This is a genomic window from Amycolatopsis sp., assembly GCF_035276945.1.
Classification (GTDB): domain Bacteria; phylum Actinomycetota; class Actinomycetes; order Mycobacteriales; family Pseudonocardiaceae; genus Amycolatopsis_E.
Genome location: NZ_DATELF010000136.1, coordinates 1 through 25,522, shown reverse-complemented (window position 1 = coordinate 25,522; position 25,522 = coordinate 1). Strand labels below are relative to the sequence as shown.

23 protein-coding genes, 1 tRNA gene and 1 pseudogene are annotated in these 25,522 nt (G+C 68.7%); 16 read left to right on the top strand and 9 right to left on the bottom strand.

Translation table 11 applies throughout. The features are described from left to right. Positions 1–16: 16 nt before the first annotated feature. Genes VJT49_RS23810 through VJT49_RS23800 form a run of 3 tightly spaced genes read right to left on the bottom strand, consistent with a single transcriptional unit; the run spans position 17 to position 2,233 of the window. Positions 17–520 carry a hypothetical protein gene (locus tag VJT49_RS23810; protein WP_324167123.1) on the bottom strand — a complete coding sequence of 168 codons (504 nt, stop codon included), beginning with the start codon at positions 518–520 and terminating at the stop codon, positions 17–19. After that, positions 517–1,338: a LytTR family DNA-binding domain-containing protein gene (locus VJT49_RS23805; protein WP_324167122.1), complete on the bottom strand. Its 822-nt coding sequence runs from the start codon at positions 1,336–1,338 to the stop codon at positions 517–519. The genes VJT49_RS23810 and VJT49_RS23805 overlap by 4 nt, the downstream gene beginning before the upstream one ends. Positions 1,339–1,387: 49 nt before the next feature. Further along, complete coding sequence (locus tag VJT49_RS23800; RefSeq protein ID WP_324167121.1) at positions 1,388–2,233, bottom strand: S49 family peptidase; 846 nt, start codon at positions 2,231–2,233, stop codon at positions 1,388–1,390. Between VJT49_RS23800 and VJT49_RS23795 the strand changes: the two are divergent. Next, positions 2,232–2,633: pseudogene (locus VJT49_RS23795) on the top strand (hypothetical protein); the annotation flags it as partial. The gene VJT49_RS23800 and the pseudogene VJT49_RS23795 overlap by 2 nt on opposite strands. A gap of 91 nt (positions 2,634–2,724) precedes the next feature. Further along, the gene (locus tag VJT49_RS23790) at positions 2,725–3,441 is read left to right on the top strand and encodes a DNA polymerase III subunit beta (protein WP_324167120.1); all 717 of its coding nucleotides are present in this window, start codon (positions 2,725–2,727) and stop codon (positions 3,439–3,441) included. 46 nt (positions 3,442–3,487) lie between these two features. Here VJT49_RS23790 and VJT49_RS23785 read toward each other — a convergent pair whose 3' ends face one another. The 4 genes from VJT49_RS23785 to VJT49_RS23770 all read right to left on the bottom strand — a co-directional run bounded on the left by VJT49_RS23785 (position 3,488) and on the right by VJT49_RS23770 (position 7,834). After that, positions 3,488–4,762, bottom strand: a complete 1,275-nt coding sequence (locus VJT49_RS23785) for a GAF domain-containing sensor histidine kinase (RefSeq protein ID WP_324167200.1) — start codon at positions 4,760–4,762, stop codon at positions 3,488–3,490. A gap of 209 nt (positions 4,763–4,971) precedes the next feature. Further along, complete coding sequence (locus VJT49_RS23780) at positions 4,972–5,838, bottom strand: Fpg/Nei family DNA glycosylase (protein ID WP_324167119.1); 867 nt, start codon at positions 5,836–5,838, stop codon at positions 4,972–4,974. 2 nt (positions 5,839–5,840) lie between these two features. Further along, positions 5,841–6,281 (bottom strand): DUF983 domain-containing protein, encoded by a 441-nt coding sequence (locus tag VJT49_RS23775; protein ID WP_324167118.1) that lies wholly within the window; start codon positions 6,279–6,281, stop codon positions 5,841–5,843. An 86-nt stretch (positions 6,282–6,367) separates the two neighbouring features. Continuing rightward, positions 6,368–7,834: a sigma-70 family RNA polymerase sigma factor gene (locus tag VJT49_RS23770; RefSeq protein WP_324167117.1), complete on the bottom strand. Its 1,467-nt coding sequence runs from the start codon at positions 7,832–7,834 to the stop codon at positions 6,368–6,370. Between the two features lie 169 nt (positions 7,835–8,003). Here VJT49_RS23770 and VJT49_RS23765 point away from each other — a divergent pair. Next, a tRNA-Gly gene (locus tag VJT49_RS23765) sits at positions 8,004–8,076 on the top strand. A gap of 307 nt (positions 8,077–8,383) precedes the next feature. Here VJT49_RS23765 and VJT49_RS23760 read toward each other — a convergent pair. After that, positions 8,384–10,702, bottom strand: a complete 2,319-nt coding sequence (locus VJT49_RS23760; RefSeq protein ID WP_324167116.1) for an oxidoreductase — start codon at positions 10,700–10,702, stop codon at positions 8,384–8,386. Between the two features lie 177 nt (positions 10,703–10,879). Here VJT49_RS23760 and VJT49_RS23755 point away from each other — a divergent pair, with 177 nt between their 5' ends. From VJT49_RS23755 to VJT49_RS23730, 6 genes are all read left to right on the top strand, one after another. Next, complete coding sequence (locus tag VJT49_RS23755) at positions 10,880–11,887, top strand: winged helix-turn-helix domain-containing protein (protein ID WP_324167115.1); 1,008 nt, start codon at positions 10,880–10,882, stop codon at positions 11,885–11,887. A gap of 65 nt (positions 11,888–11,952) precedes the next feature. Further along, positions 11,953–13,593: a circularly permuted type 2 ATP-grasp protein gene (locus tag VJT49_RS23750; protein ID WP_414636078.1), complete on the top strand. Its 1,641-nt coding sequence runs from the start codon at positions 11,953–11,955 to the stop codon at positions 13,591–13,593. A gap of 12 nt (positions 13,594–13,605) precedes the next feature. Continuing rightward, the gene (locus VJT49_RS23745; RefSeq protein ID WP_324167113.1) at positions 13,606–14,553 is read left to right on the top strand and encodes an alpha-E domain-containing protein; all 948 of its coding nucleotides are present in this window, start codon (positions 13,606–13,608) and stop codon (positions 14,551–14,553) included. 100 nt (positions 14,554–14,653) lie between these two features. Then, positions 14,654–15,496, top strand: a complete 843-nt coding sequence (locus VJT49_RS23740; protein WP_324167112.1) for a transglutaminase family protein — start codon at positions 14,654–14,656, stop codon at positions 15,494–15,496. Between the two features lie 180 nt (positions 15,497–15,676). Beyond that, positions 15,677–16,024, top strand: coding sequence for a hypothetical protein (locus VJT49_RS23735; protein WP_324167111.1), 348 nt, complete (start codon positions 15,677–15,679; stop codon positions 16,022–16,024). Between the two features lie 379 nt (positions 16,025–16,403). Continuing rightward, the gene (locus VJT49_RS23730; protein WP_324167110.1) at positions 16,404–16,964 is read left to right on the top strand and encodes a class IV adenylate cyclase; all 561 of its coding nucleotides are present in this window, start codon (positions 16,404–16,406) and stop codon (positions 16,962–16,964) included. A gap of 153 nt (positions 16,965–17,117) precedes the next feature. Here the strand turns inward: VJT49_RS23730 and VJT49_RS23725 are convergent, their stop codons facing one another. Beyond that, positions 17,118–18,536 carry a M20/M25/M40 family metallo-hydrolase gene (locus VJT49_RS23725; protein ID WP_324167109.1) on the bottom strand — a complete coding sequence of 473 codons (1,419 nt, stop codon included), beginning with the start codon at positions 18,534–18,536 and terminating at the stop codon, positions 17,118–17,120. A gap of 373 nt (positions 18,537–18,909) precedes the next feature. Between VJT49_RS23725 and pdhA the strand changes: the two genes are divergently transcribed. From pdhA to VJT49_RS23690, 7 genes are all read left to right on the top strand, one after another. Then, the gene (gene pdhA, locus VJT49_RS23720) at positions 18,910–20,142 is read left to right on the top strand and encodes a pyruvate dehydrogenase (acetyl-transferring) E1 component subunit alpha (RefSeq protein WP_324167108.1); all 1,233 of its coding nucleotides are present in this window, start codon (positions 18,910–18,912) and stop codon (positions 20,140–20,142) included. Then, positions 20,142–21,170: an alpha-ketoacid dehydrogenase subunit beta gene (locus VJT49_RS23715; protein ID WP_324167107.1), complete on the top strand. Its 1,029-nt coding sequence runs from the start codon at positions 20,142–20,144 to the stop codon at positions 21,168–21,170. The genes pdhA and VJT49_RS23715 overlap by 1 nt, the downstream gene beginning before the upstream one ends. A 3-nt stretch (positions 21,171–21,173) precedes the next feature. Next, the gene (locus VJT49_RS23710) at positions 21,174–22,430 is read left to right on the top strand and encodes a dihydrolipoamide acetyltransferase family protein (RefSeq protein ID WP_324167106.1); all 1,257 of its coding nucleotides are present in this window, start codon (positions 21,174–21,176) and stop codon (positions 22,428–22,430) included. Between the two features lie 126 nt (positions 22,431–22,556). After that, positions 22,557–23,111, top strand: a complete 555-nt coding sequence (locus VJT49_RS23705) for a TetR/AcrR family transcriptional regulator (RefSeq protein WP_324167105.1) — start codon at positions 22,557–22,559, stop codon at positions 23,109–23,111. Further along, entirely contained in the window at positions 23,111–25,057 is a 1,947-nt protein-coding gene (locus VJT49_RS23700; RefSeq protein WP_324167104.1) for an ABC transporter ATP-binding protein, read from the top strand. Before VJT49_RS23705 ends, VJT49_RS23700 begins: the two co-directional genes overlap by 1 nt. 73 nt (positions 25,058–25,130) lie before the next feature. Next, positions 25,131–25,373, top strand: coding sequence for a type II toxin-antitoxin system prevent-host-death family antitoxin (locus VJT49_RS23695; RefSeq protein WP_324167199.1), 243 nt, complete (start codon positions 25,131–25,133; stop codon positions 25,371–25,373). After that, positions 25,370–25,522 (top strand): type II toxin-antitoxin system YoeB family toxin (locus tag VJT49_RS23690; RefSeq protein ID WP_324167198.1); only part of this gene is annotated, 153 nt, incomplete at its 3' end. The genes VJT49_RS23695 and VJT49_RS23690, both read left to right, overlap by 4 nt.

Here is a 25,522-nt window from a genome sequence, read left to right as displayed (position 1 = left end):
ACTCTCAGGACACTCTCTAACTCTCGATCATGTCGACGAAGTCGCGCTCATGCCCTTCGGCGAGCCGGTTGTAGGTCAGGCCCACCAGCAGCAGCAGCGGGAACGGCAGGATCCCGAGGAACAGCCAGGCCAACGGCACGCCGATCACCCGCCTCGCGGCGAAACCCGGCGACAGGTAGAAGATCAGCGGCAGCGAGCCGAACGCTACCAGCACCAGCAGGCCCAGCAACAGCGCCGTGCGCATCTGCCGCTTGACCAGATCCTTGATCAGCGCCTCTCCCCAACTGGTCTGCTCCTCCAGTTCCACCCGGGCGCGCAGCGTCGGCGTCGAGCGTGAGCGGGGATCAGCGAGCACCACGCGTTGCCGTTTCGGCGGTTTGACCGGCGGAGGAGGTGGCGGCTCCGGCTCCCTCGCGGGCGGGACGGACTCCACCGGCGCGGGCACGTGGAAGTTCTTGCCCAGTGTCGGGTCCGGTTCGCGGACCCCGCCCGCGCGGTGGTGGACGTCTTCCCCGTTCATCGGCCGGTCAGCCGATCCTTGAGCTCACGGGTGTGCCGCCGGGAGACCGGCAGCAGCTTTTCCTCGTTGCCGATGACCACCTGATAGCCACCCTGGCCCATCCGCAGCTCGGTGATCAGATTCAGCGCGACCAGGAACGACCGGTGGATCCGCACGAATCCCGCCTTGGCCCAGCGCTCCTCGAGCTGGGTGAGCGGGATGCGGACCAGATGGCTGTTCCCGTCGTCGGTGAACAGCCTGGCGTAGTCGCCCTGCGCCTCCACCCAGCGCACCGTGGACCGGGGCACGAGCTTGGTGGTCCCCGCCAGTTCGACCGGGATCACCTCGTCGTCGTCCGGCTTGGCCGGCGCGGCACTGTGGCCCGCCGGCGCCGGTACCGCCCGGACCTTCTCCAGCACGCGGTCGACCGCCCGGTCCAGCCTGCTCTGGTTGCACGGCTTGAGCAGGTAGTCCACCGCGCCGAGGTCGAAGGCGTTCACCGCCTCGTGCGCGTGCCCGGTGACGAACACCAGCACGGGCGCGGGGTTCAGCGCGGAGAACACCTTGGCCATCTCCATGCCGGACAGGCCGGGCATCTGGAGATCGGCGAACACGGCGTCGATGACCGGCAGCCCCTGTTCCTTGCGCTGGCGGAGTTCGGGATCGTCCGACGCGAGGAGACGCAGTGCCTCCGCGGCGTCGACGGCCTTGAACACCTTGCCGATGTTGGGATTGTTTCGCAGGCCGTCCACCAGCAGGTTCAGGCCATGGGGCTCGTCGTCCACAGCGAGGACGATGAGCCTTCGGGTGTCATTGTGCGCACTCACAGTGCTTCGCATCTTGCCTAGTGCATATCCCGTATGTCCATACCGCTGCCGGGCGAAGACCTCACAGGCCGAAACGCGACCAGACGACGCGCTGTGCCAGCGCGTCCAACATCGCGCTGGCGGCGGCGGGCGCGCCGAGGCCCAGCCTGGCCAGCAACGACCTTTTCGGTTCCGCGACGGAGATTTCCGCGTCAGGATAACGGTCGGCGATCACTTCCTGGAGGTTCCCGATACCGTCGATCAAGCCGAGTTCCGCCGCCCGCGAACCGAGCCACACGTCTCCGGTGAACAGCTCCTCGGTGTCGGCGAGCTTTCCGGGCCGGCGCTTCTTCACCCAGTCCACGAACAGCTCGTGCAGCTGGGTGTGCATCTTTTTGAGCCATTCGATGTCTTCCGGCTTCTCCGGGCTGAACGGGTCGAGCCGCGCCTTGTTCTCGCCGGCGGTGTGCAGACGGCGCTCGACGCCAAAGCGCTCCAGCAGCCCGGTGAACCCGAACCCGCCGCTGATCACGCCGATCGAACCGACCATGGATGTCCGGTGCGCGTAGATCTCGTCCGCCGCGCAGGCCAGCCAGTAGCCACCCGAGGCCGCCACGTCCTCGCAGAACGCCAGCACGGGTATCTCCGGCTTGCCGGCGGCCAGCTGCCTGATCCGCTCGGCGACCAGCCCGGACTGGGTCGGCGCCCCGCCCGGCGAATTGATCAGCAGCGCGACGGCCTTGAGCCGGTCGTGGTCGAACGCTCTGGTCAGGGCCGACTCGACGGCCGCCAAATTGATCACCCCGCGGGCGAACGGCGTCGGCGTCGGCGTGATCACGCCGTGCAGTTTGACCACCGCGACGACGTCCTTCCGCTCGCCTCGATCGCCGATACCCGGAATCCTGCTGGTGACACTTCTGACGTCCATGCTGACCAGGTTAGGCCCACCCGCCAGCCCACCACCGCCCTCAACGGAAACGTTCCGCTGTACGGTCAATCCGCGGCGACGTTCAATGTCGGTGCCCTGCTCTATGGTGCGCGGCATGGACCTCACCGCCGCGACCAGGAACGTCGCCGAAGCCGCATACGCCGTCGGCGGGATGCCGCCGACGGGCTCCGCCACACCGGTGCTGTCCGGCCTTCGACTCGACGCCGACAGGGATCGCCTCGTTCTGGCTGGAAACGACCGCGAGCGGGCGATTCAGGCGGCCTGCACGGCCACCGTGCACAGCGGAGGCGCCGTGCTCGTGCCCGCCGTACCGCTCGCCGAGACGTTGCGCACGCTGGAAGACCCGGTGGTCCGCCTGGTCGTCGAGGGGTCTCGGCTGGTGGTCCGGGTGCCGAACGCGCGGTTCGCGTTGCCGCTGCTGGACCTCGACCTGCATCCGGGCGTGCCGGAGCTACCGCCGAAGGTGGCAAGTGGACGCCGGGCAACTCGTCGCCGTGTTGGGCACGGTGACCGCGACGGCGTCCCGCGACGACTCGCTGCCCATGTTCACCGGCGTCCGGCTTTGTACCGAGGGCGAACGGCTGCGCCTGGTCGCGTCCGACCGCTACCGCATGGCCGTCGCGAAGGTGCCGATCCACCGCGCGGACGACCCCCTTGACACCCTGGTTCCGGCCACACTGCTGGCCGAGATCGGCAAGCGGGCCACCGGGACCGTGGCGTTGCACGCGGGCGGAAACCGGTTCGGGCTGAGCTGGCCGGACAGCGTTGTCAGCAGCGCGGTACTCGACGGCGGTTTCCTGTCCGAGAACGCGATCCACACGTCCTCGGTGGACACCAGGGTGACCGTCGATGCCGGCGCCCTCGCCTCAGCGGTGCGCCGGGCAAACCTGTACACCGGCTCGAAAGGCGTCCTCACACTCGACGTGGGAGACGCCGAAATCCGGGTCCGCGCACACAGCCAACGGGATGCCGAGGCCGAGGAGACGATCAAGGCGGAGGTGTCCGAAGGCCGGACTTCGCCTTCGTTCCAGGCGCGCTACCTTCTTGACGCGCTACGGCCGTTCGCGGGCAACCTGGTCCGGCTGGACATCCAGCCCGGCATGCGGGCGACCGCGGTCCGCCCGGTGGAACCCGCCGAGACCGAACTGACCTACTACGTGATGCCGATGCTGCCTTCGAAGGCATGACCACAGCGTGGAGCGCTTCGTTTAAAGGCGATGGTGGGCTGGCTAATCAGCCGCCTCGGCGAGCGTGGGCGGGCGAGCCGTTGCGGGGCTCCTGTGCGGGCACGGAAGCCGAGAAGTCCGGCAGATCGGTACGCACGCCGGGAGCGAACTTCGGCACGCGGAGGGTCACCTTCATCCCCGCGCCCGGGGCGGTCTCGACCATCAGCGCGTATTCGTCGCCGAACAGCTGGCGCATCCGCGCGTTGATGTTGCCGAGCCCGACATGGGCGCCGGTGCGGTGCGAGTTGCGCAGGTCGGCCAGCCTGGCCGGGTCCATGCCAATGCCGTCGTCCTCGACGCTGATCAGCGCCTCGGTGCCGTAGTCCTGCGCGGTCACGGTGACCATGCCGCCGCTGGGCTTGTTCGCCAGGCCGTGCTGGACCGCATTCTCCACCAGCGGCTGGATGATCAGGAATGGCACGACCACCGAAAGCACCTCGGGCGCGATCTTCAGCCGGACCTCGAGGCGGCCGCCGAACCGGGCGCGCTCGATCGTGAGGTAGCGGTCGATGTTGCGCAGCTCGTCGGCGAGCGAGGTGAACATGCCCGAGGTGCGGAACGAGTACCTCGTGAAGTCGGCGAACTCCTGCAGAAGCTCGCGCGCCTCTTCGGGATCGCTGCGGATCAGCGAGGAAATCGTGTTGAGCGCGTTGTAGATGAAGTGGGGCGAGATCTGCGCGCGCAGCGCTTTGATCTCGGCCTGCTGGAGCTGCAGCTTCGACTCGTCGAGCCGGGCCAGCTCGAACTGGGTGCACACGAACTGGGCGACCGCGTCGGCCATCTGGATCAGCCGCTTGCCGCGGCTGCGGCCGACCACGATCAGCACCGCCTCGATCTCGCCGTCCACGATCAGCGGCACGATCACGGCGGTCTTCATCTTGCAGGTGCCGCGGTGGTCGCACGGCACGTCGTCGTGCGAGACGACCTCACGCCGGTGCTTGCGGATCGCCAGGCCGATGGGCGAGGTCAGGTCCACGTAGTGGTCGTTGGCCTCGCCGTCCCACGAGACCAGCGTGCCCTCCGCGTCGGTGATCCCGATGGCGACGCACTTGAGCAGTTCGAGCAACTGGGAGGTGATCCGGTCCGCGGAGTTCTGGTCGAAGCCCTCGCGGAGATCCGGCGTGGCCTTCGACATGTGGTACACGGCCTCGAGAACCGCGTCGTCCACGAAACTGCTCGGTCTACGCGAGCGGGCGATGACGACGACGAGGGCGATCAGCAGCAACCCCGTGACGGTCCACGGGAGGATCTGCGCGATCGGCAAGTCGGACACGGCGTTAATGCTCTGCGCTCGGTGAGCGGGGTGCAAGCCTTCCAGCCCACATTGTGTTCAGATCTCCTTACGTTGCGGCGAAGCCGATTCTACCCAGAGTGAGGATGCGTACTGGATCGATTTGGCGCCGCTCGCGCCAGCCGCTGTCCGGGTGAGCGATCGCACGAAACACCTGGCCGCGGGTTGCTGGCGGTAACCGGGGTCCCCCCGGACCTCCTTTACTTGAGCAGGCGGGACAGCCGGCGGTCGGCGAGCGGTTTGCCGCCGGTCTGGCAGGTTGGGCAGTACTGGAACGACTTGTCGGCGAAGGAGATCTCGCGGACGGTGTCGCCACAGACCGGGCAGGGCAGGCCGGTGCGAGCGTGCACCCGCAGACCGGAGCGTTTTTCGCCCTTGAGCCGCGCGGCGTCCTGGCCGACCGAACGCTCGACCGCGCTGGTGAGTACCTCTCGCATCGCCGCCGCCAGCCGGTCCAGTGCCTCGTCGGAGAGCTTGCCGGGCGTGGCGTAGGGCGAGAGCTTGGCCGCGTGCATGATCTCGTCGGAGTAGGCGTTGCCGATGCCGGCGATCAGCGACTGGTCGGTCAGCGCGGTCTTGAGCCGCTCGGTGCGCCCCGCGAACAGTTCGCCGAGGCGTTTCCGGTCCAGTTCGAGCGCGTCGGGACCCAGCCGGGCGATGCCGGGCACCTCCTTGGGGTCGTACACGATCCAGACCGCCAGGCCCTTCTTCGTGCCGGCCTCCGTGAGGTCGAACCCCGGGCGCCCGCCGTCGGCGTCGGACAGGTGCACGCGGAGCGCGATCGGCCCACGGCCCGGTTTCGGCGGGGCCGGGGCCAGCGAGTCCGACCAGCGCAGCCAGCCCGCCCTGGCCAGGTGAACGACGAGGTGGAGGCCGCCACAGTCGAGGTCGAGGTGCTTGCCGTAGCGGCCGGCGGCGGTGACCTCACGGCCGTGCAAATCCGTCCACTGTGGACTCACGGTCTTGAGTACGGCCAGGGACACCACGTCGATCCGGGTGACCGTCCTGCCCACCGCGTACGTCCGCAAGTGGTGGGCCAGCGCTTCGACCTCGGGGAGTTCAGGCATGACTAGTCCATGGGGTGCAGCGGGCCGTCGAAGTCCGGCAGCGAGTGTCTCTGGATCGACTTGACGACATCGCCGACCTCCCGGCGCACCCGGAACATGCCCGAGACCACGCCGACCCAGCGCTCCGGCTGGCGGTCGCCCATCAGGTCGCCCTCGGTCTCCGCGACCACCTTCCACGGCCGGTTCAGCACCCAACGCAGGGGGAAGAACACCGCGAGCAGCAGCAGTCCGTAGATCACCCAGGCCGGCACGACCACCCCGTCCGGCAGCCAGGCCACCAGGATGACCGCCAGCACCACGGTCACCGTCAGCATCACGAAGCCGGGCACGGGACTGCCCGCCACGTCATGCTCGAAGTCCTCCACGGTGGCCGGGCGGCGCCACTCCATCTGCGCCCGGACGACCCACTCCCGACTGTCTTCGCCGCGCACCACCCGGTTCATGCCCACAGCCCTTCGCCCGATCGTTCCTGAGCGTGGTTAACGGTAGCCGGGCCAAGCAGGGCCGCGCGAGGCCCAGTCGAGATCAACTATCCGGTTTCGCCTGAATTGGCGCTCGTCGTGCCGTCCGGCAGGCTTTCCGTGGAACTGGTCGGTCGCGGTTTGCCGGGCCGGCACCGCCGGGACGGGGAGCCGTCGTCCATGTCCTCGCGCGGGCGCTTCTTCGAGGGGCGCGACTTCGTGGTGCTCGTCATCGTGGTGTCGGGCGGCCCGTGGCTCTCGGCGGTCGTCACCGGCGAAGTCGTCACCGCGTCATCGCGGGAGCCGGTGTGCGGCTCGATGTCGGGCATACCCGAGGTGGAACTGACATCGCTCGCGTGCTGGCCGTCAGGCAGGCTCGCCATCGCCCCGGGCAGCGCGGCACCCGGTGGTGGCGGTGGTGGTGACGCCACGCCGACCGTCGTGCCGCCGGACTGACGCACCTCCGGCCGGCCGGCATAGCTCAAAGTCGCTTCGTCCGGCGTCGCGGCGGACACCGGCGGCATGCTCGGCAGCGACGGCGGAGGCGTCGAAATGCTCAGCTCGACGCCGTTCTGGCCGGGCAAACTGATCGGATACGACTGGGCCGGGCCGATCAAGGTCGGCCCCACGGTGATGCCCACCACCCCGGCCGCCGTGGTCGAAAGCAGCGCGACGCCCACCTTGAGCTTCGACAGCAGCACGCCCTTCAGGGCCGCGAGCGTGCCCGAACCCGATGCCGCGCCGGCCGCGGCGACGGTCGCGGGAACGAACACCACCAGCGCGCCCGCGTGGGCGCGCAGCGAAGAGCAGACCTCCCGCAACTCCGCGTGCATCGACCGGCAGGAGGCACAACCGAGCAGGTGGGAGCGTATCCGGCGGGCTTCGGAACCGGTCACGCTGCCGGCGGTGTACCCGCCGAGCTTCTCGATCACTCCCCGGCAGCCGACATCCGACGTCCGGTTCATCGCCAGATGCGCCTGGAGGTAGGCGGCACGCAGGCCCTGACGCGCCCGCCTGGCCAGCGCGGCCGTCGCGTTCGCGCTCAGGCCGAAATGCGGAGCCACCACCGCGGGCTGCTCACCCTCGACCTCGGTCTGCCACAACACCGCTCGCCAGCGTTCCGGCAGGCTCGTGAACGCCGTCGCGATCAGATTGCGCTCGGCCGTGCCCGCGTGCGCGTCGGCATCCGCTCCCGCCCGGTAGGTCAGCTCGTCATCGGTGACCGGCACGTCACGACGGGCGCCATGCCACTCCCACGACACCCGGCGGGCCACCGTCAACAGGTAGGCGCGGACATGGTCCTTGGGACCGGCGCCTCGCCGCAACGCCTGCAGCACCCGGAAAAAGGTTTCGGCGGTGATGTCCTCCGCCTCCGAGGCATCCGCGGCGAGCCCTCGCGCCAGCCGCCGGACCGCCGCAGCGTGCAACTCGAACAACTCGCTGAACGCCTGGTCCTCGCCCGCCCGGAGACGCAGTAGAAGTGCCTGCTCGTCGGCCGACGCCGCGCGCTGTTCCGGCACCGCATCCTCCGTCATCCGGCAGGCCACCTTCCCCCGTTTGGTGAATGTGGACACCATACGGAGCGGAAGGCCCGTCGTCACCTCCCGTACTCCTGGAGTGACGATGTTCCCTCCTACCGGGTGGCCGTCAACCACCGAATGTGACCGGTATAGACTCTGTTTCGCTCCGGTTCATCGGAGTCAGGCGGACGTAGCGCAGCTGGTAGCGCATCACCTTGCCAAGGTGAGGGTCGCGGGTTCGAATCCCGTCGTCCGCTCGGGGCCCCGGGCCACCCCCCTCGCGCTTCGCAGGTGAGCCCCATCGCTCTTTCTCCGGGGGTCGGGCCCCCAGACCCCGTCCAGGGGCAAGCCCCCTGGACCACCGCGACTTCGCCAGTTCCCATCTCGGCCGCGCGTTCCTGAGCCTCGCTCCCTGGCTATCCGCGGCCTTTCGTGTAGTCGCTTCGCTTGGGTCGCGAGTCCACACTTGCCCCGCGCGAGTCCCACCCGCGGTGTGTGAGTCCCCGTTGCCATCTCGCGAGATCCACATCTGCGGTGTGTGACTTCTGCGGCTGTGGGGGTGGGTCAGGTGTTGCGGCGGATCAGCCGGCCGGCGCCGGCCGCGACCGTGGTGGCGAGGATCCAGCCCGCCGCGATGAAACCGTCGCTCACCAGCTGGTCCACGCCGTGCATGTACCAGCGGCCCTTGTTGCCGAAGTCCACGATCGGCACCAGCAGATCCGCCGTGTACAACACCGGGTTCCACGCCATTCCGCTGTCCTGCTGGTCGATCGTGCAGCGCGGGCCGTGAACCATGTAGTAACCCGGTGGACCGCTGGTCACGCAGTCGTCGGTGCCGAGGCCGAACCACAGGCTGCCGGCCACCAGAAGACCGATCAGCCAGCCCAGTGCCCGCACCGGGCGGTAGCCGTAACCGACCATCCAGCGTTGCAGCCGGCTCCACAACCGCACGCCCGGGCCCAGCACCTGGTAACCGCGGGCGAGCGCCTCATAGCGGTGCTGCTGCTTCCTGAACAGCACGGTTTGCGCGTGCTCCTCGTTACCGCTGCTGCGCAGCATGGTCGCGAGCTGGTCGTACGGGCCGGGCCGGTACCCGGCCATGGCCTTGTGAAGCCGCTCGATGCGCTCCTCGACGGCCCGGTCGTCCCGCATGTCGATCGAGTGCTTGAACACGTCGTAGCGAAAGTCCTCGAGGTCCAGGCCACCCGTGGCCGACCAGAGCACCGGGTTGTCATCGAGCATCTGGCAGTGCGCGTGCCGCAGCACGACCCGGCCCTCCGGCGCCTTGCCGGGGGTCAGCAGGAACTCGTCCGCCCCGACATCGCTGGCGTCCAGCGCGACCGCGTGCTTTGGCAGCGACTCGAGCACCGCGGCCGTCAGATCGACTCGCCTGGCGGCCGACGCGCCGTCCATGTTCACGCCGCCCTCTGCCCGGAACGACCGGCCTCCCGACGGCTTGAGGCTGATGTCCCGCCCGGCGCGCGCGGTGCGCAGATCGACCGAGAAGCTCGTGTGCGTGCGCACCGTGGCGAAGGTGACTTCCGCGCCGTCGAGTTCGATGCTGCCGCCGACCTCGACACCCTGCAGCCGCAGCGTGCCCTGGACCATGGCCTCGCTGAGGTCGAGGTTTCCGGACACCTTCATCCGGCGCGCGGACAACACGTCCCGCCCGGCGTGCAACAGCTGGGCACGACTGGCGAGCACGTTGCCGCCGACCTGCACGTCCTTCAAACGCAGCTGGCCGGACGGCACCCGGAGCCCGCTGGCCTCGATGTCCCCGCTGATCTCGCTGCCATCGAGGTGCAGGGCCCGGTCGTAGAACGGCTCCACCTCGCCCCGCGTCACCTTCACCCTCGCCCGTGACAGCCGCAACGTGCCGCCGATCCGCATGTTGATCATCCGCAACGTGCCGCTCGCCGACAGCCCGTCGGACAGCTCCAGGTTGCCGTCCACGCGCACCCGGTCGGCCACCAGCGCCGGCCACGGGTCCTCGTACGGGTCGCCATCCACTTCGGCCCGGCCTCGTCTCGGGCCGCGCAGGTTCGCGCCACGGAAGACGATGTCGCCCTCCACCCGCGCACTCGGCATATGCAGAACCCCGCGCGCACTGAACGGCTGGTACCGCTCGGCCTCACCGAACGTGTCCACCTCGCACAGCAGGCTGCCACCGATCTGCACGCCGTTGCAGTCCAGTGCGAACTTCGCCGGGTTCTCCAGGATGGCACCCGAGAAGTTGACGTTGCCGCCCACACGCATTCCCGGCAGGCGGACCTCGCCGACGGCCCGCAGACGGTAGGCCAGCAGCGCACCGGTGATCAGCAACCGGTCGGCCTGGATCGCCCTGCCCTGCGGGTGGTCGATCGCGGTGCGGGTCAGCACGACCGAGCCTTCCACCACGGCGTCGGTGAGGTTGATGGCCGCGTCCGGCATGCCGCGGTCCCGGCTGGACGCGCGCTGCACCGCGGTCTCGCCGTCCGCCGACTCCGCCACCTGCACCACGCTGCGGATCAGCCGGACATCGTTGCGGCTGCGCAGGTTCCGCGCTTTCAGCCCGGGGAGCCAGCAGTTCCGGAAGACCAGGCCCAGCAGCTTCGCCTCGCGCACGTCCGGCGCGAACTCGAACCGGCAGTTCTCGAAGCGGAACAGGCAATCCAGATCGGCCCCGCGAAGGTCCAGTTTTCCGGTGATATACGCGTTTTCCACCGGGACGATGGGGGCGTTGCTGCTCTGCTTGCGCCAGCGCTGCAATACGCCGGTGTCCGGTTCCAGCAACGGTCTCAGCAGTTCCGCCGCGGCCAGGTGATACCGCCCGTCCGGTATTCCGGCGAACGGATCGAGCGGCGGCAGCTCGCGCTCCACCGGCCCCGCCTGGCCAACTGTCATTACCGGCTCTCCTCCACTTGGTCCAACCGACCCTACTGCGAAGGACGCAAAGGTGACTGGTTCCGTGGTCCAGGCCACGAAATATACCCAGGTTGCGCAAATACCGACCACCGCGCGTACCGACCACCGCGCGGCTAACCGGGCAGAAATACCGTCCGCGACGCTATCGTCGATTGGGTGGACGCGCTCACGGAGTTGAGAGCGGTCACCGACGCGGTGACCTATGGCGAACTGGCCGTACTGCGCCGCCGTTTGTGGGCCGACGAGGCGGATGCCTACCGCTGGTTCGGCCAATACCTTCCCACCACCCTGGAACAACGGCGGGAAATCGAGGCCGAATTCGAGAGCAGGGTCCGGCAGGTGATCGCCCGGGGCGGCCCGCTAACGGACTGGTGCGCACGGCTGCGCGCGGAAATCGCGCCGGTGGTCCCGTTCGCCGGCCTGCTGACCCGCCATCCCGCCCTGGAGTACCCGGTGATCGTGCCGAATGTCGCGGCCTGGCGGGTGCTCGCCCGCTTCGGCGGGGTGTTCGAGGTGGCGGGCGACTGGGCCGCGGTGCCGGACCTGGCCTCGGCGGTGGGCACGACCAGGTCGGCCGTCGGCGAGCTGGCCGGGCAGGTCCCGGCCGAGGTGCTCGCGGCCTGGGGCTTCGCCCTGGATGACGCCGAACTCGTCTCGTGGCTGTCGTACTGCGGTTATCGCGTCTCGGCAGGCGAACTTCACCAGCCACGACGGGCTTTGCATCGCGTGCACGACCGCGTCGCCCCGGTGAAGCGCGGCTCCCGCATACCGAGCGCGACGGATTCCGCCGTCGAGTTGCTGCGACAAACCGGCGAGCCGCTGCATCTCGACGAGATCCTGCGCCGGCTGCCCCGCCGCTTCAGCCGTGGCCCGCTGTACAACCGGCTCAACGCCGACGGCAGGTTCGTCCGGGTCGCGCCCAGCACGTTCGCGCTCACCGGCTGGGACGTCGAACCGTACGCGGGGCCGAGCGCGTCGAGCGCCGACAACGCCGCGCGGCTGATCGAGACCGGGGGCAGGCCGCTGCACCTGGACGAGATCCGCGCCGGGCTGGACAAGCCGATCACCCGCGAAGGCCTGCGCAACGCGCTGAACGCCTCCGACAAGCTCATCCGCGTCGCGCCGTCGACCTACGACCTGAGAAAACCCGTTCAGCGGCAATGAGCTGGTAACACCCGGGTTACCCCGGTTGTCGCGGGAGCGTGGCAACGTGAGCGAGGATGACGACCATGAGCACCACGCCCGCGCCACGGCTGCCCCTGGCCGGTCTCAAGCCGCGCGCGGTGAAGGCCGGCAGAAACGGGCACCCCGGCGCGCAGTTCGACGGCTATCTCGCGCCGCATCGACCGCATGCCGGCGCTTACGACGAGATGTTCGCGCCGGACGGCACGGTTCGCACGTCATATCGCGCGCTGTACGAGTCGATCGCCGGGCTGGACGCCGCTGAGCTTACCGCGCGGGCCGAGGCGCTGGACCGGGCCATGGTGGATCAGGGGATCACGTTTTCGCTGTCCGGCCAGGAGCGGCCGTTCCCGCTGGACCTGGTGCCGCGGGTGGTCTCACCCAGCGAGTGGTCGAAGCTCGAACGTGGCGTGGCCCAGCGGGTCCGCGCGCTGGAAGCGTTTCTCGACGACATCTACGGCGAGGCACGGATCCTCGCCGACCGCGTGTTGCCCCGCCGGCTCATCACCTCCTGCGCGCACTTCCAGCGCGAGGCGTTCGGCGTCAACCCACCCAACGGCGTCCGCATCCACGTCGCCGGGATCGACGTCGTGCGTGACGAGGCCGGCACCTTCCGGGTGCTGGAGGACAATCTCCGCAACCCGTCCGGCGTCTCGTACGTGATGGAGAACCGGCGCACGATGGCCCGGGTGTTCCCGGACCTGTTCGCCCAGCATCGGGTGCGTCCGGTCGGCGACTACGCGGCACACCTGTTGCGCGCACTGCGGGCCGCGGCGGCGCCGAACGTCGCGGATCCGGCGGTCGTGGTGCTCACGCCCGGGGTGGCGAACTCGGCCTACTTCGAGCATTCGCTGCTGGCCCGGCAGATGGGCGTCGAACTCGTCGAAGGCAGGGACCTGTTCTGCCGCGACAACGTCGTCTACCTGCGCACCACTGAAGGCGAGCGGCCGGTGGACGTGATCTACCGGCGCATCGACGACGAGTTCCTGGATCCGGTGCACTGGCGGCCGGACTCCGTGCTCGGCATCGCGGGAGTGCTCAACGCGGCCCGCGCGGGCAACGTGGTGATCGCCAACGCGGTCGGCAACGGCGTCGGCGACGACAAACTGGTTTACACCTACGTGCCGGAGATGGTGAAGTACTACCTCGACGAGAAGCCGTTGCTGCCCAACGTCGATACCTTCCGTTGCTGGCTGCCCGACGAGTTGGATCACGTGCTGACGCACCTGGACGAGCTGGTGATCAAGCCGGTCGAGGGCTCCGGCGGCTACGGGATCGTGTTCGGGCCGGACGCGAGCGCCAGGGAACTGGCCGCACTGCGCCGGAAGATCCGCGCGAACCGGCGGGGCTGGATCGCCCAGCCCGTGGTCCAGCTGTCCACCGTTCCCTCCAAAGTGGACGATTATCTCGCACCCCGGCACGTCGACCTGCGCCCGTTCGCGGTCAACGACGGCAAGGACATCTTCGTGCTGCCGGGCGGGCTGACCAGGGTGGCCCTGCGCGAGGGCAGCCTGGTGGTCAACTCGTCGCAGGGCGGCGGCTCGAAGGACACCTGGGTGCTCGCCGCCCGATCCTCCGGCGCGGCCCGGGAGCTCGGGCAGCCCGCACTCGGCTCTGTGTCCAACGTGGACGGATTGGCGACCGAGCAGGGGCCCGAGCTGACCATCGCCCAGCAACAACAGCAATGAGGAGGCCGGCCCTTGCTAGCCCGGAATGCCGAATCGTTGTACTGGATCGGCCGCTACGTGGAGCGCGCCGACGACACCGCGCGGATCCTCAACGTGTCGGTGCACCAACTGCTGGAGGACGCGACCGTCGACCCGGACCACGCCAGCCGCCAGTTGCTGGCCGTGCTCGGCATCTCGCCGAAGGGCCAGGGCGAGCTCGACGTGTGGAAGCTGACCGAACTGGTCGCCTACTCCAAGGACAACCCGAGTTCCATCGTGGGTTCGATCAACTCCGCACGGGAGAACACCCGCGGCGCGCGCGAGGTGGTGTCCACCGAACTGTGGGAATGCCTGAACGCGACATGGAACGCGGTGCCCGACCGGCAGCGGTACGCCCGCCGGGCCGGCCCGCACGCCTTTCTGTCCTTTGTGGAGGAAAGGGCGGCGATGTTCGCCGGGCTGGCCGACTCCACGATGAGCCGGGACGACGGCTGGCTGTTCATGGTGCTCGGGTGCTCGCTGGAGCGCGCGGACATGGTGACCCGGCTGCTGCTGTCCCGGGTGGCGGACAGCGCTTCCTCGCCTGGCTGGATGACCGTGCTGCGGTCGGCCGGCGCGCAGGACACCTACCTGCGCACCTACCGGGGGGCGGTGGACGCCCGGCGGGTGGTGCAGTTCCTGCTGCGGGACAACCTCTTCCCGCGCTCGGTGTTCCACGCACTGCAGCGCGCGGAGTACTGCCTCCTACAGCTTGACCGGGCGCCGACCAGGCTGCGCAGCGAGAAGTCGGAGGCGCTGCGGATGATCGGCCGGGCCCGCAGCGAGCTGGAGTTCCTGCATCCGGAGGACCTGCTGGAGGACCTGCCGAAACGGCTCGGCGAACTCCAGGCGACGATCCGTGACGTGGGGGAAGCCGTGTCCATGCAGTATTTCCTCACCTCGCCGTGGGTGGCCTGGCAAGGGGCGGAGGTTTCCCTCTGATGGAACTTGTTTCAGTTCGCGGCAACCAGGGCGACCACCGTGCGCGTTCTCGCCGGCAGACCGCGATCGCGGAAGCGCGCGAGGCCGCGAAGGGGGAGCTGTGAGCTGGCAGCTTCGAGTGACTCACAAGACGGGGTATCACTACGCGACTCCCGCCACCCAGTCCTACAACGAGGCCCGGTTGACCCCGCGCTCGGACCGGCGGCAGAACGTGCTGGCCAACCGTATCGAGACCAACCCCGCGACCAGGGCCTACCGGTACACCGACTACTGGGGTTCCGTGGTCACCTCGTTCGACCTGCACGCCCCGCACACGGTGTTCACCGTGATGGCGACGTCGGTGGTGGAAACACCGGACGACAGCGTCCCGGTGCGCGAGGTGACCTGGACGGACCTGCGCGGCGACCGGGTGATCGACGAGTACACCGAGTTCCTGCAGGTCACGCCCTACACGCCACACGATCGGGAACTCGCCGGCGTGGCCCGCGACCTGCGGAAGGGCAAGGATCCGGCGGAGGCGGCGCTGGCGATCTCCCAGTGGGTCCACGACCAGTTGAAGTACCAGCCGGGCACGACCGGAGTGCACAGCACCGCGAGCGACGCGTGGCAGGCACGCGAGGGGGTCTGCCAGGACTTCGCGCACGTGTCGCTGGTGATGCTGCGCGCGGTCGGCATCCCGGCGCGCTACGTGTCGGGGTACCTGCACACGCAGCCGGAGGCGAAGCTCGGCACGACCGTCGAGGGCGAAAGTCACGCCTGGGTGGACGTGTGGACCGGCGCCTGGTGGGCGCACGATCCGACGAACTCGATCCCGGTCGGCCCTCGACACGTCTGGGTCGCCACCGGACGCGACTACGCCGACGTGGCCCCGCTCAAGGGTATCTACACCGGGGGCGGCCAGTCCACACTGGACGTCTCGGTGCAGCTGACCCGGCTGGCCTGATCCCCCAACGCGGAACTCGCACGACGGGAACCTAACTTGTCGTGGGGTGTACGCGAAGGTACGTTCGCCCCCACGGCACCTCTGACCAGCGCAAACGTACACAAAGCAACCGGCACACTGGCCAAGCTGGCTCAACTGATCTCCGACGGCCGCTTACCGGTAGGCCGTGAGCTACAGCGCGTGTCCCTCAACCGGCACGCGACCGAGCGGAGCCCCGAGGAACAGGCCAAGCATCACGCCAAGGACGGCGACGTGTACGGCTTCCGGCTACACGACAAGCCGTACCGGGAGATCGGTTCGGCTTCCCGCTACCGGCAACGGGAACGGGTCGAGTTCCCGAAGCTGATCAAAGACCTCCAGACCGGTCAGGCGGACAAAGATGCACCGGTCGCGCTTGCAGTACTGGAGGAGGCCGCGCAAATGGCGGCCGGACGCTGTGACGGCGTTCTTGCGTTCTGCGCGCCTGTCGTCTTCGACACGCTGCACGCGGCCATGAAAGATTGCATCGGTCGGATAAGCCCCCGGTAGCCGTAGCTGCGCCCACACAACACCCCCGGTGTCTCGGTTTCCGTTCCCGAGATACAGGAAGTTTCGATCGTTGGCACCCGAATTGACCCGGTGGCGCGCCAACGATCAGGCCGACAACGATGATTGCGGCGACAATGAGAAGCGCCGGTATCCCGTACCGCACCCACCACCGAACAAGGCACTCGCGTTGCTGGCAGTAGGGCATCTCGCCTTCCCAGGGACGTTGTTCGTGTCCGCGTTCGGCGACACCCACGAAGGTCACACCTCCCCCATGTACCAGGTCACCGAATCTCCGCATGGCGCGCTATACCCGGGGATTCCGTAGGTTGATCGGCGAGTTTCGGCGCACCGCGCGGCGCGTGATCTGAAAGGAGCCTCCGTGGCCGTCGAAGCCGAGTTGACCGCCGTGTTGCGTGGCCCTGACCGGGTGCGGGCCGAACTCGCCCGACGCGCGAAGCCAGAAACGAGCGTCCACGCCGATACCTACTACGACCGGCCGGACCATTCAATGGACGCGGCCGGATACGAACTGCGGGTGCGCACCATTACGACCGGCGACACCCGGCGCGTGGTGCTGACCTACAAGCAACCGCCGGTCGAGGGCGGCGAAGGGGCGAAACCGGAGCACGAAACCACCGTGGCCGGCCCGGACGTGTTGCACACCCTCTTCGCCGGTCTCGGCTTGGTTGAGCTGATCTCATTCCAGAAGCACTGCACCAACTACCGGTTCACCAGCCAAGGCCGGGACCTACTCGCCACCGTCGTTCGGATACCCGAACTCGACGGACAGCAGTTCCTTGAACTGGAAACGATGGCCGACCCGGACGACGTACCGGCCGCCCTGGGGACCGTGCGCGGGGTGCTCGCGGACCTGGGGATCACCGACGCGGACCTGAGCACCGAGTCCTACACCGACCGGGTGGCCGCCCGCCGGGGGTGACCCTCCGCCGCCCGGCACCACCCGACTCGCCAAACTGTGACCCACGTCACTTCCGAGCGTGTTTCCCCTGGTCAGGTACCCGAACCTCTGACGTACACCTGATCACATGTGTGGAACGCAGAACTCGCGCGCGTCGAGTGTGGGACTCGCGGGTCAGCCGCGGGCGTGGGCGTCCAGGATGTGGGCCACGGCTTCGGTGACGCGCTGGGCCTGCGCCAGGTGCAGCCACTCGTCGGGTACGTGGGCGTTGGAGTCCGGGCCCAGCGCGCCGGTGACCAGGAACTGCGCCTCCGGGTACTTCCTGGCCAGCAGGCCCATGAACGGGATCGAGCCGCCCAGGCCGAGGCTGCCGGCGGGCGCCCCGAACACCGTGTCGCTGACCTTGTCCAGCGCGCTCGACAGCCACGGCGCGGCGTCCGGGGCGTTCCAGCCGCCGGCGTGCTCGATGCCGGACAGCGTGACCTGCGCCGAATACGGCACGTCGGTGGTAAGCGCCTTCTCGACGGCGTTCAGCGCGGCCGCGGAGTCGGCGGTGGGCGGGAGCCGGAAACTCAACGCGAGGGTGGTGGCCTCCCGCAGCACGTTGCCGGCGTCCTTGGGGGCCGGGAAGCCGGCCGCGCCGATCACCGACAGCGTCGGCCGCCAGCAGCTGTTCAGCAGGAGCTCCAACTCGTCCTCCACGACCGGTCGCATGCCTTCCACCAGCGGAAAGGCCGACCTGTTCGCACCGGGCGCGGCCTCGGCCGCCGCCGCGGCTTCGGCACGCCGGTTGGCCGGGACGTCCACGTTCAGCTCGGGGAGCTTGATCTGCCCGGTCTCGGTGTCTTCGATCCGCTCCAGCAGGCGCCGCAGGATCCGGAACGAACTGGGCACGATCCCGCTGGCCAGCCCGGAATGCAGCGCCGATCCGAGCACCCGCACGGTGGCGTGCACCTGGACCAGCCCGCGGAGGCTGGTGGTCAGCCACAGCCGCTCGTAGTCGTTGCCTCCGGCGTCGAGGCAGATGACGAACGAAACCCGCCCCAGCCGCCGCTCGAACCGCTCCAGATACACCGGCAGGTCGGGGCTGCCCGACTCCTCGCCGGTTTCCAGCAGGATCACCGACCGGGCGTGCTGCCCGCCCGCGGCACGAACGGCCTCGAGCGCCGCCGTCGCCGCGTAACCGGCGTACCCGTCGTCGGCGCAACCTCGGCCGTAGAGCCGGCCGTCGCGGATCACCGGCGTCCACGGGTCGAGCCCCGCCGACCAGCCGCCGACCGGCGGTTGCTTGTCGAGGTGGCCATAGAGCAGTACTGTCCCCCGGTCCTCGGCGCCGGGTGTGGCGGGCACGTCGACGAGCAGCACCGGGCTGCGGCCCTCGACGCTGACGACGTCGAGCGTGGCGCCGGGCAGGTCGCGGGCGGCGATCCAGCCCCGGACGTGCTCAACCGCGGCGGCCAGGTGCCCGTTGGCGGCCCATTCGGGGTCGAACACCTGGGACAGCGCCGGGATCTCGACGAGGCCGGAGAGGCTCGGCAGGATTTCGCCGGCCCAGAGCCGGGCGACGGTCGTGTGCACGGTTGTCTGCTCCACGGACCCATCCTGCCACTCCCGTGTTCACCCATTGCGGGACATGGTGTGATAGAGGTCACTTACAAGTGAGCACACGCGCGCCGCCCGCCGCCAACACCTTTCTCTCTCACCTGGTCACACGCGGTAAGCACACCCGACCTTCGGCGGGCCCACACTCGGTAGTCCAAGCATTTTCCCAGCTCATTGCGGGTTTTACGGAACGAAACCGGATCGAAGACTCACCCGCTGACGCGGGTTCGTGCCAGGATGGCGAGGTAACCCGTCACGGCCGACGGTGACCCGGCGCAACAGATCGATGCGGGGGTGGCCGCCGGAGTAAGCCGCTGGCCACCACAAGTAGTTCAGCGGCATGGACACCGAGGAGAGCACGCGCATGTCGTCCCCCGAACAGTGGACGCACCCGGAGCCCGGTGAAGGACCGGCCGCGCAGGCCGCGCAACCGTCCCGGGAGCAGGTGATCGCCGGTTTGCGAGCAACGACCGAAGGTGGCGCTGAACTGACTCAGCTGCTCACCCCCGAAGGTGAGCGAGTCACCTCACCGCAGTTCGACCGCTATATCTCCGACGTCGACGCCGGAGCACTACGCGGGCTCTACCGCGACATGGTGCTCGTGCGGCGGGCCGACCGTGAGTCCAACGCCATGCAGCGCCAGGGCCAGCTGGGCATCTGGGTTCCGCTGCTGGGCCAGGAGGCCGCGCAGGTCGGCTCGGGCCGGGCGCTGAAACCGCAGGACATGGCCTTCCCCAGCTACCGGGAGCACGGCGTGGCGTTCACCCGCGGCGTCGACTTCCGCGAACTGCTCGGCATCTTCCGCTGCACCGACCACGGAGGCTGGGACTTTCGCGCCCACGGCTTCCACCCGTACACGATCGTCATCGGCAACCAGGTGCTCAACGCGACCGGGTATGCGATGGGCCAGAAGTTCGAAGGCCGGGTGGGAAACACCGACGTCGACGGCAATCCGTCGGAAACGGATGAAGCCACCATCGTCTACTTCGGCGACGGCGCCACCAGCCAGGGCGACGTGCACGAGGGCTTCGTCTGGGCCGCGGTGTACGACGCGCCGCTGGTGTTCTTCTGCCAGAACAACCAGTGGGCGATCTCCGAGCCGACCGAACGCCAGTCGCGGCTGCCGCTGTACCAGCGCGCCCGCGGCTACGGCTTCCCCGGCATCCGGGTGGACGGCAACGACGTGCTGGCCTGCCTCGCCGTCACGCGCTGGGCGCTGGACGAGTGCCGGCACGGCAGCGGTCCGGTGCTGATCGAGGCGTTCACCTACCGGATGGACGCGCACACCACCACCGACGACCCGACCCGCTACCGCCTGTCCGACGAACTGGAGGTGTGGAAGCACCGGGACCCGATCGAGCGCGTCCGGGTGCATCTGGCTCGCAACGGCATGGCCGACCAGGCCTACTTCGACCAGATCCAGGCCGAGGCGGACACCTTCGCCGCGGAACTCCGCGACTTCTGCTTCAACATGCCCGAACCTCCGCCGGACCGGGTCTTCTCGCAGGTGTACGCGGAACCCTCGCCCGTGCTGGAGGCCCAGCGCGAGGAGTACCTGTCCTATCTCGACGGTTTCGCCGCGGCGGGTGAGCGATGATGGCCGCACCAGTGAAGTCCAAAGTGGACGACCTTAGGCCGGACGTACGGACGCTGACCATCGGCAAGGCGCTCAACCTCGGCCTGCGTGCCGCGATGGAGGCCGACGACAAGGTCATCATCCTCGGCGAGGACGTGGGCAAGCTCGGCGGTGTCTTCCGGATCACCGACGGCCTGCAGAAGGACTTCGGCGAGCAGCGCGTACTGGACACGCCGCTGGCCGAGTCGGGCATCATCGGCACCGCGGTGGGGCTGGCCGTGCGTGGGTTCCGCCCGGTGTGCGAGATCCAGTTCGAGGGCTTCATCTTCCCCGGCTTCGACCAGATCTCCAGCCAGTTGGCCAAGCTGCACTACCGGTCGCAGGGCCGGATCAAGATGCCGGTGGTGATCCGGGTGCCCTTCGGCGGCGGGATCGGCGCGGTCGAGCACCACTCGGAGTCGCCGGAATCGCTGTTCACCCATATCGCCGGGCTCAAGGTGGTGTCCTGCTCGAACCCGGCCGACGCGTACTGGATGATCCAGCAGGCCATCGCCTGCGACGACCCGGTGCTGTTCTTCGAGCCGAAACGGCTCTACCACAACGGCCAGCTGAAGTCCGAAGTGGACACAGTGACGCCGAGCGGCCCGCTGTTCGCCTCGCGGGTGGTCCGGTCCGGCACGGACGCGACCCTGGTCACCTACGGCCCGTCGGTGAAGGTGTGTCTCGACGCGGCGACCGCGGCTTCGGAGGAAGGCCGGTCGCTGGAGGTCATCGACCTGCGCACGCTGTCACCGCTCGACCTGGCGCCGGTGTTCGAGTCGGTGCGCCGCACCGGCAGGCTGATCGCGGTCAGCGAAGCTCCGTCGGAGTCATCGCTGGCCTCGGAGATCGCCGCGCGGGTGCAGCAGGAGTGCTTCTACTCCCTGGAAGCGCCGGTGCTGCGGGTGACCGGGTTCGACACTCCGTACCCGCCATCGACACTCGAGGAGCACTACCTGCCGGGCCTGGATCGTGTGCTTTACACCGTCGACCGTTCGCTGGGGTGGTGACAGGTGCCCGACTTCAAGCAGTTCCTGCTCGCCGACACCGCGGAAGGGCTGACCGAGGCCGAGATCCTCGGCTGGCGCGTCCAGCCGGGCGACGAGGTGAAGGTGAACCAGATCGTGGTGGAGGTGGAGACCGCCAAGGCCGCGGTCGAACTGCCCATCCCGTGGGCCGGGGTGGTCACCGAGTTGCTGGCCGCCCCCGGCGAGACGGTCGCGGTCGGCGCGCCGATCCTCACCATCGACGTCGACCCGGCCGGCGCCGCGGCATCGAACGGCAGTGCGCCGGCGCCGTCCGAGGAGGAGATGAAGCCCCTCGTCGGCTACGGCTCCAAGGCCACCACTGCCCGCCGGCGGCCCCGTCGCACCGCGGCGGTGGATCAGAGCAAGCCAAGCGTGACGCCCTCCGGCGGGTACGTGCCGCTGGCGAAACCGCCGGTGCGCAAGCTGGCGAAGGAACTCGGGGTCGACCTGAGCGCGCTGAGCGGGTCGGCCGAGGGCGGGGTGATCACGCGGGAGGACGTCCAGCGTGCCGCCGCTCCCGTGCGTACCAAGCCCGCCACGGGCGCGGCGGAACACCGGGTGCCGATCAAGGGCGTCCGCAGGGCGACGGCTCAGGCGATGGTGCGGAGCGCGTTCACCGCACCGCACGTGACGGAGTTCCTCACGGTGGACGTCACGCCGATGATGGAGTTGCGGGAGAAACTGAAGAAGCACCCCGACTTCGCCGGGGTCAGGCTCACCCCGCTGGCGTTCGCGGCGAAGGCCGTGTGCCTGGCCGTGAGCCGAACTCCGGACGTGAACGCCACCTGGGACGAAGCGGCCGGTGAGATCGTCTACAAGGACTACGTGCACCTGGGCATAGCCGCGGCCACGCCGCGCGGGCTCGTCGTGCCGAAGATCCGCGACGCCCACGCGATGTCCTTACCGGAGTTGGCCCGCGCGCTCGAACAGCTGACCACGACCGCCCGTGACGGCAAGACGCCGCCCGCGGACATGCTGGACGGGACGATCACGATCACCAACGTCGGGGTGTTCGGCGTCGACACCGGCACGCCGATCATCAACCCCGGTGAGGCGGCGATCCTCGCGTTCGGTGCCATCCGGGACACGCCGTGGGTGGTGGACGGCCAGATCCAGGTCCGGAAGGTGCTGCAACTGGCGCTGAGCTTCGACCACCGGCTGGTTGACGGCCAGCAGGGCTCGCAGTTCCTCGCCGACGTCGGCGCGCTCCTCGCCGATCCGGGTGTGGCCATCACCTACTGACGTCCTGCGCTGGGCCGTCTTGGCACGACCAAGGCGGCCCGGAGCCAAATTCACTTGACGGAGTGAGTACTCACTCCGTCAAGCTGGAGGCATGACCTCGCCACAACCAGGCGGAGTGCCCCCGGGATGAGCCAGGACATGCGCCGCAAGATGATCGTCCGCGCGGTACTGCCCCTGGTGATCGAACACGGCGCCGCGGTCACCACCGCCCAGGTCGCCCGCGCCGCCGGAATCGGCGAAGGCACCGTCTTCCGCGCGTTCAAGGACAAGAACGAACTGATCGAGGCATGCGTGCTCGAAGCACTGTGTCCGGACGACGTGCTGCGAGCAGTCGCGGAAATTTCGCTCGACCAGCCACTGGCCGACCGGCTCGAAGAGGCGGCCGACGCGCTTTCGGCCCACCTGCGACGGATCGGTGCCATGGTGGCGGCCATGCAAACCTCGGGCAGGCCGCCCACCCGCGGCCCCGATGCCCCCCGTCCCGACCGCCGGCAGTCCTTCCTGGCCGTGCGCGGCGCCGTGGCCGAACTGTTCGAACCGGACCGCGACCGCCTCCGCCTGCCCGCCGAGCAGTTGGGCAGGATCTTCCTGTCCATGCCGCTCAGCCGCGTTCGCGATGATCAGCAGGCGCGGGCGGCGGAACTGGTCGACGCCTTCTTGAACGGGGCGGTGACCGCCTGATGCACGGCGGCGGCCCCCATGCCAGGCTGAGGCGGCGACTGAAGCAGGCGAGCAGCACCGTGGCCGACAGCGGGCTCACCGGTCCGATCGAAATCCCCGACCCGAAACCAGCGAACGAGCCGAAGGACCTGCGTGCCCGCTTGCACCGGCTACGCACCTCCGTCGGCGGCACCGTGCGCGGACTGCCCAGGGTGGCCAAACTGACCTGGCAGGCGAGCCCCGCCATGACCATCGTCGTCGTACTGTCCACTGTGGTCAGTGGACTGATGCCGACGCTCACCGCCTACCTGGCCAAGCTCCTGCTCGACGCCGTGGTGGCGGCCGTGCAGGGACACGGCACGACCGGGCGGATCGTCGAGGTGACCGCCTTCCAGCTCGGCGTCTTCACGTTCACCGCGATCAGCACCGCGCTCACCAACATCGCGCAGCAGATGCTCCAGGAACGGATGACGCTGACCATCCGGCATCAGGTGATGGCGCACGCGAGCCGGATGGACCTGTCGTTCTTCGAGAACTCGGTGTCCTACGACCTGTTGCGCCAGGCCTCGCAGGAAGCGCCGTCACGACCGGTCTCGATGCTGAACTCGGTGCTCGGACTCGGCCGCACGGCCGTCACCTTCGCGAGCATGGTCGGACTGCTGGTGTCGATCAGCCCGCTCCTCGCCGCGATCGCCCTGCTCGCCCCGATTCCCGCGTTCGTCTCCCAGTCCAAGTACGGATCACGCGCCTTCATGCTCGCGCTGTTCATCTCGCCGATCCGGCGCCGGATGGACTACCTGTCACAGCTGGTCACCACGGACACCTACGCCAAGGAAACCAAGCTCTTCGGTCTCGGCCCGTACCTGGTCGACCGGTTCCGCAGGCTCGGCCAGACCTACTACGCGCGCGAACGCAAGCTGACCACCACCAGGAACCTGGTCGGCACCGCCTGGAGCCTGCTGTCCACGCTCGCCGGCTCGGGAATCGCGCTCTACATCGCGCTGGAGGCGGTGGCGGGCAGGCTCACCATCGGTGACCTCGCGCTCTACACCAGCGCCGCGACGGCTGTGCAGTCCTCGGTGTCCGGCCTGTTCAACGGCTTTTCGGGGATGTACGAGAACAACCTCTACCTCGACACGCTCTACCAGTTCCTCGCCGTGAAACCGCGGATCATCGGACCGCCCGAGGCACGGCCGCTGCCGAAACAGGTGCGCGGCCACGTCGAGTTCCAGGAGGTTTCCTTCAGCTACCCCGGCTCTGACGAACGCGCGCTGGACAGCGTCAGCTTCGAGATCCGGCCAGGCGAAACCGTCGCGGTGGTGGGCCGGAACGGCGCCGGGAAGTCGACGCTGATCAAGCTGCTGTGCCGGCTCTACGACCCGACCGCCGGCCGGATCCTGCTCGACGGGGTGGACCTCCGCGAGTTCGACCCGCACGACCTGCGCGCCCGGATCAGCGCGATGTTCCAGGACTACGTGACCTACCAGGGGACGGCCGCGGAGAACATCGGCCTCGGGCAGCTGGACCATCTCGAAGACCGGCAGCGGGTCGAGGAGGCCGCGCGCCGTGCGGGCACCGCGGAGCGCATCGACCAACTACCGAAGGGATATGACACGCCGCTCGGCCGCTGGTTCGACCACGGAGTCAGCCTCTCCGGCGGAGAATGGCAGAAGGTCGCGCTGGCCCGCGCCTTCCTCCGTGACGCGCCGATCCTGATCCTCGACGAACCGACCTCGGCCCTGGACGCGCAGGCCGAGCACGACCTGTTCACCCGCCTGCGCGCACTCGCCCACGGACGCACCACCCTCTACATCTCGCACCGGTTCTCCACGGTGCGACAGGCCGAGAAGATCCTGGTCCTCGACCACGGCAAGCTCGCCGAGCAGGGCACCCACGAGGAACTGATGGCGCTGGGCGGCAGCTACGCCGACCTGTTCATCCTCCAGGCGGCCGCCTACCAGGCATAACAGCCGCGGTTACCCCGAGGAGAGCGCGACGTACAACATTCCGTACGTCGAAGGGAGAGAGTTGGTGAAGACCATGAGCTACTCCGAGTCTCGCGCAAAGTACGCGGAAACCCTCGACTCCGTGGTCAATGATCGCGAAGAGGTCGTGATTACCCGCGCGGGGCACGAACCAGTAGTGATCGTATCGCTTGACGACTACCAGTCCCTCAAAGAGACGGCCTACCTGCTGCGTAGTCCGGAGAACGCGCGCCGCCTCATCACGGCGATCGAGCGGCTGGAGGCCGGCGGCGGCGCGCAGCACGAGCTTGCGGAATGAAGCTCGTATGGGATGAGCTTGCCCGGGAGGACTGCCTCTGGTGGCATGCTCAGGATCGAAAAGTCCTCAAACGGATCAATGACCTGCTCAAGGAAATCGGACGCGGCGGCAACGAAGGAATCGGCAAACCAGAGCCACTGAAACACGGG

Bases quoted from the DNA above. Each gene is read 5' to 3' on its own strand.
- VJT49_RS23770 (WP_324167117.1), bottom strand. From the start codon at position 7,834: ATGACGGAGGATGCGGTGCCGGAACAGCGCGCGGCGTCGGCCGACGAG.
- VJT49_RS23780 (WP_324167119.1), bottom strand. From the start codon at position 5,838: ATGCCTGAACTCCCCGAGGTCGAAGCGCTGGCCCACCACTTGCGGACG.
- VJT49_RS23705 (WP_324167105.1), top strand. From the start codon at position 22,557: ATGAGCCAGGACATGCGCCGCAAGATGATCGTCCGCGCGGTACTGCCC.
- VJT49_RS23700 (WP_324167104.1), top strand. From the start codon at position 23,111: ATGCACGGCGGCGGCCCCCATGCCAGGCTGAGGCGGCGACTGAAGCAG.
- VJT49_RS23805 (WP_324167122.1), bottom strand. From the start codon at position 1,338: ATGCGAAGCACTGTGAGTGCGCACAATGACACCCGAAGGCTCATCGTC.
- VJT49_RS23695 (WP_324167199.1), top strand. From the start codon at position 25,131: ATGAGCTACTCCGAGTCTCGCGCAAAGTACGCGGAAACCCTCGACTCC.
- VJT49_RS23750 (WP_414636078.1), top strand. From the start codon at position 11,953: ATGAGCACCACGCCCGCGCCACGGCTGCCCCTGGCCGGTCTCAAGCCG.
- VJT49_RS23715 (WP_324167107.1), top strand. From the start codon at position 20,142: ATGGCCGCACCAGTGAAGTCCAAAGTGGACGACCTTAGGCCGGACGTA.
- VJT49_RS23800 (WP_324167121.1), bottom strand. From the start codon at position 2,233: ATGGACGTCAGAAGTGTCACCAGCAGGATTCCGGGTATCGGCGATCGA.
- VJT49_RS23775 (WP_324167118.1), bottom strand. From the start codon at position 6,281: ATGAACCGGGTGGTGCGCGGCGAAGACAGTCGGGAGTGGGTCGTCCGG.
- VJT49_RS23760 (WP_324167116.1), bottom strand. From the start codon at position 10,702: ATGACAGTTGGCCAGGCGGGGCCGGTGGAGCGCGAGCTGCCGCCGCTC.
- pdhA (WP_324167108.1), top strand. From the start codon at position 18,910: ATGTCGTCCCCCGAACAGTGGACGCACCCGGAGCCCGGTGAAGGACCG.
- VJT49_RS23810 (WP_324167123.1), bottom strand. From the start codon at position 520: ATGAACGGGGAAGACGTCCACCACCGCGCGGGCGGGGTCCGCGAACCG.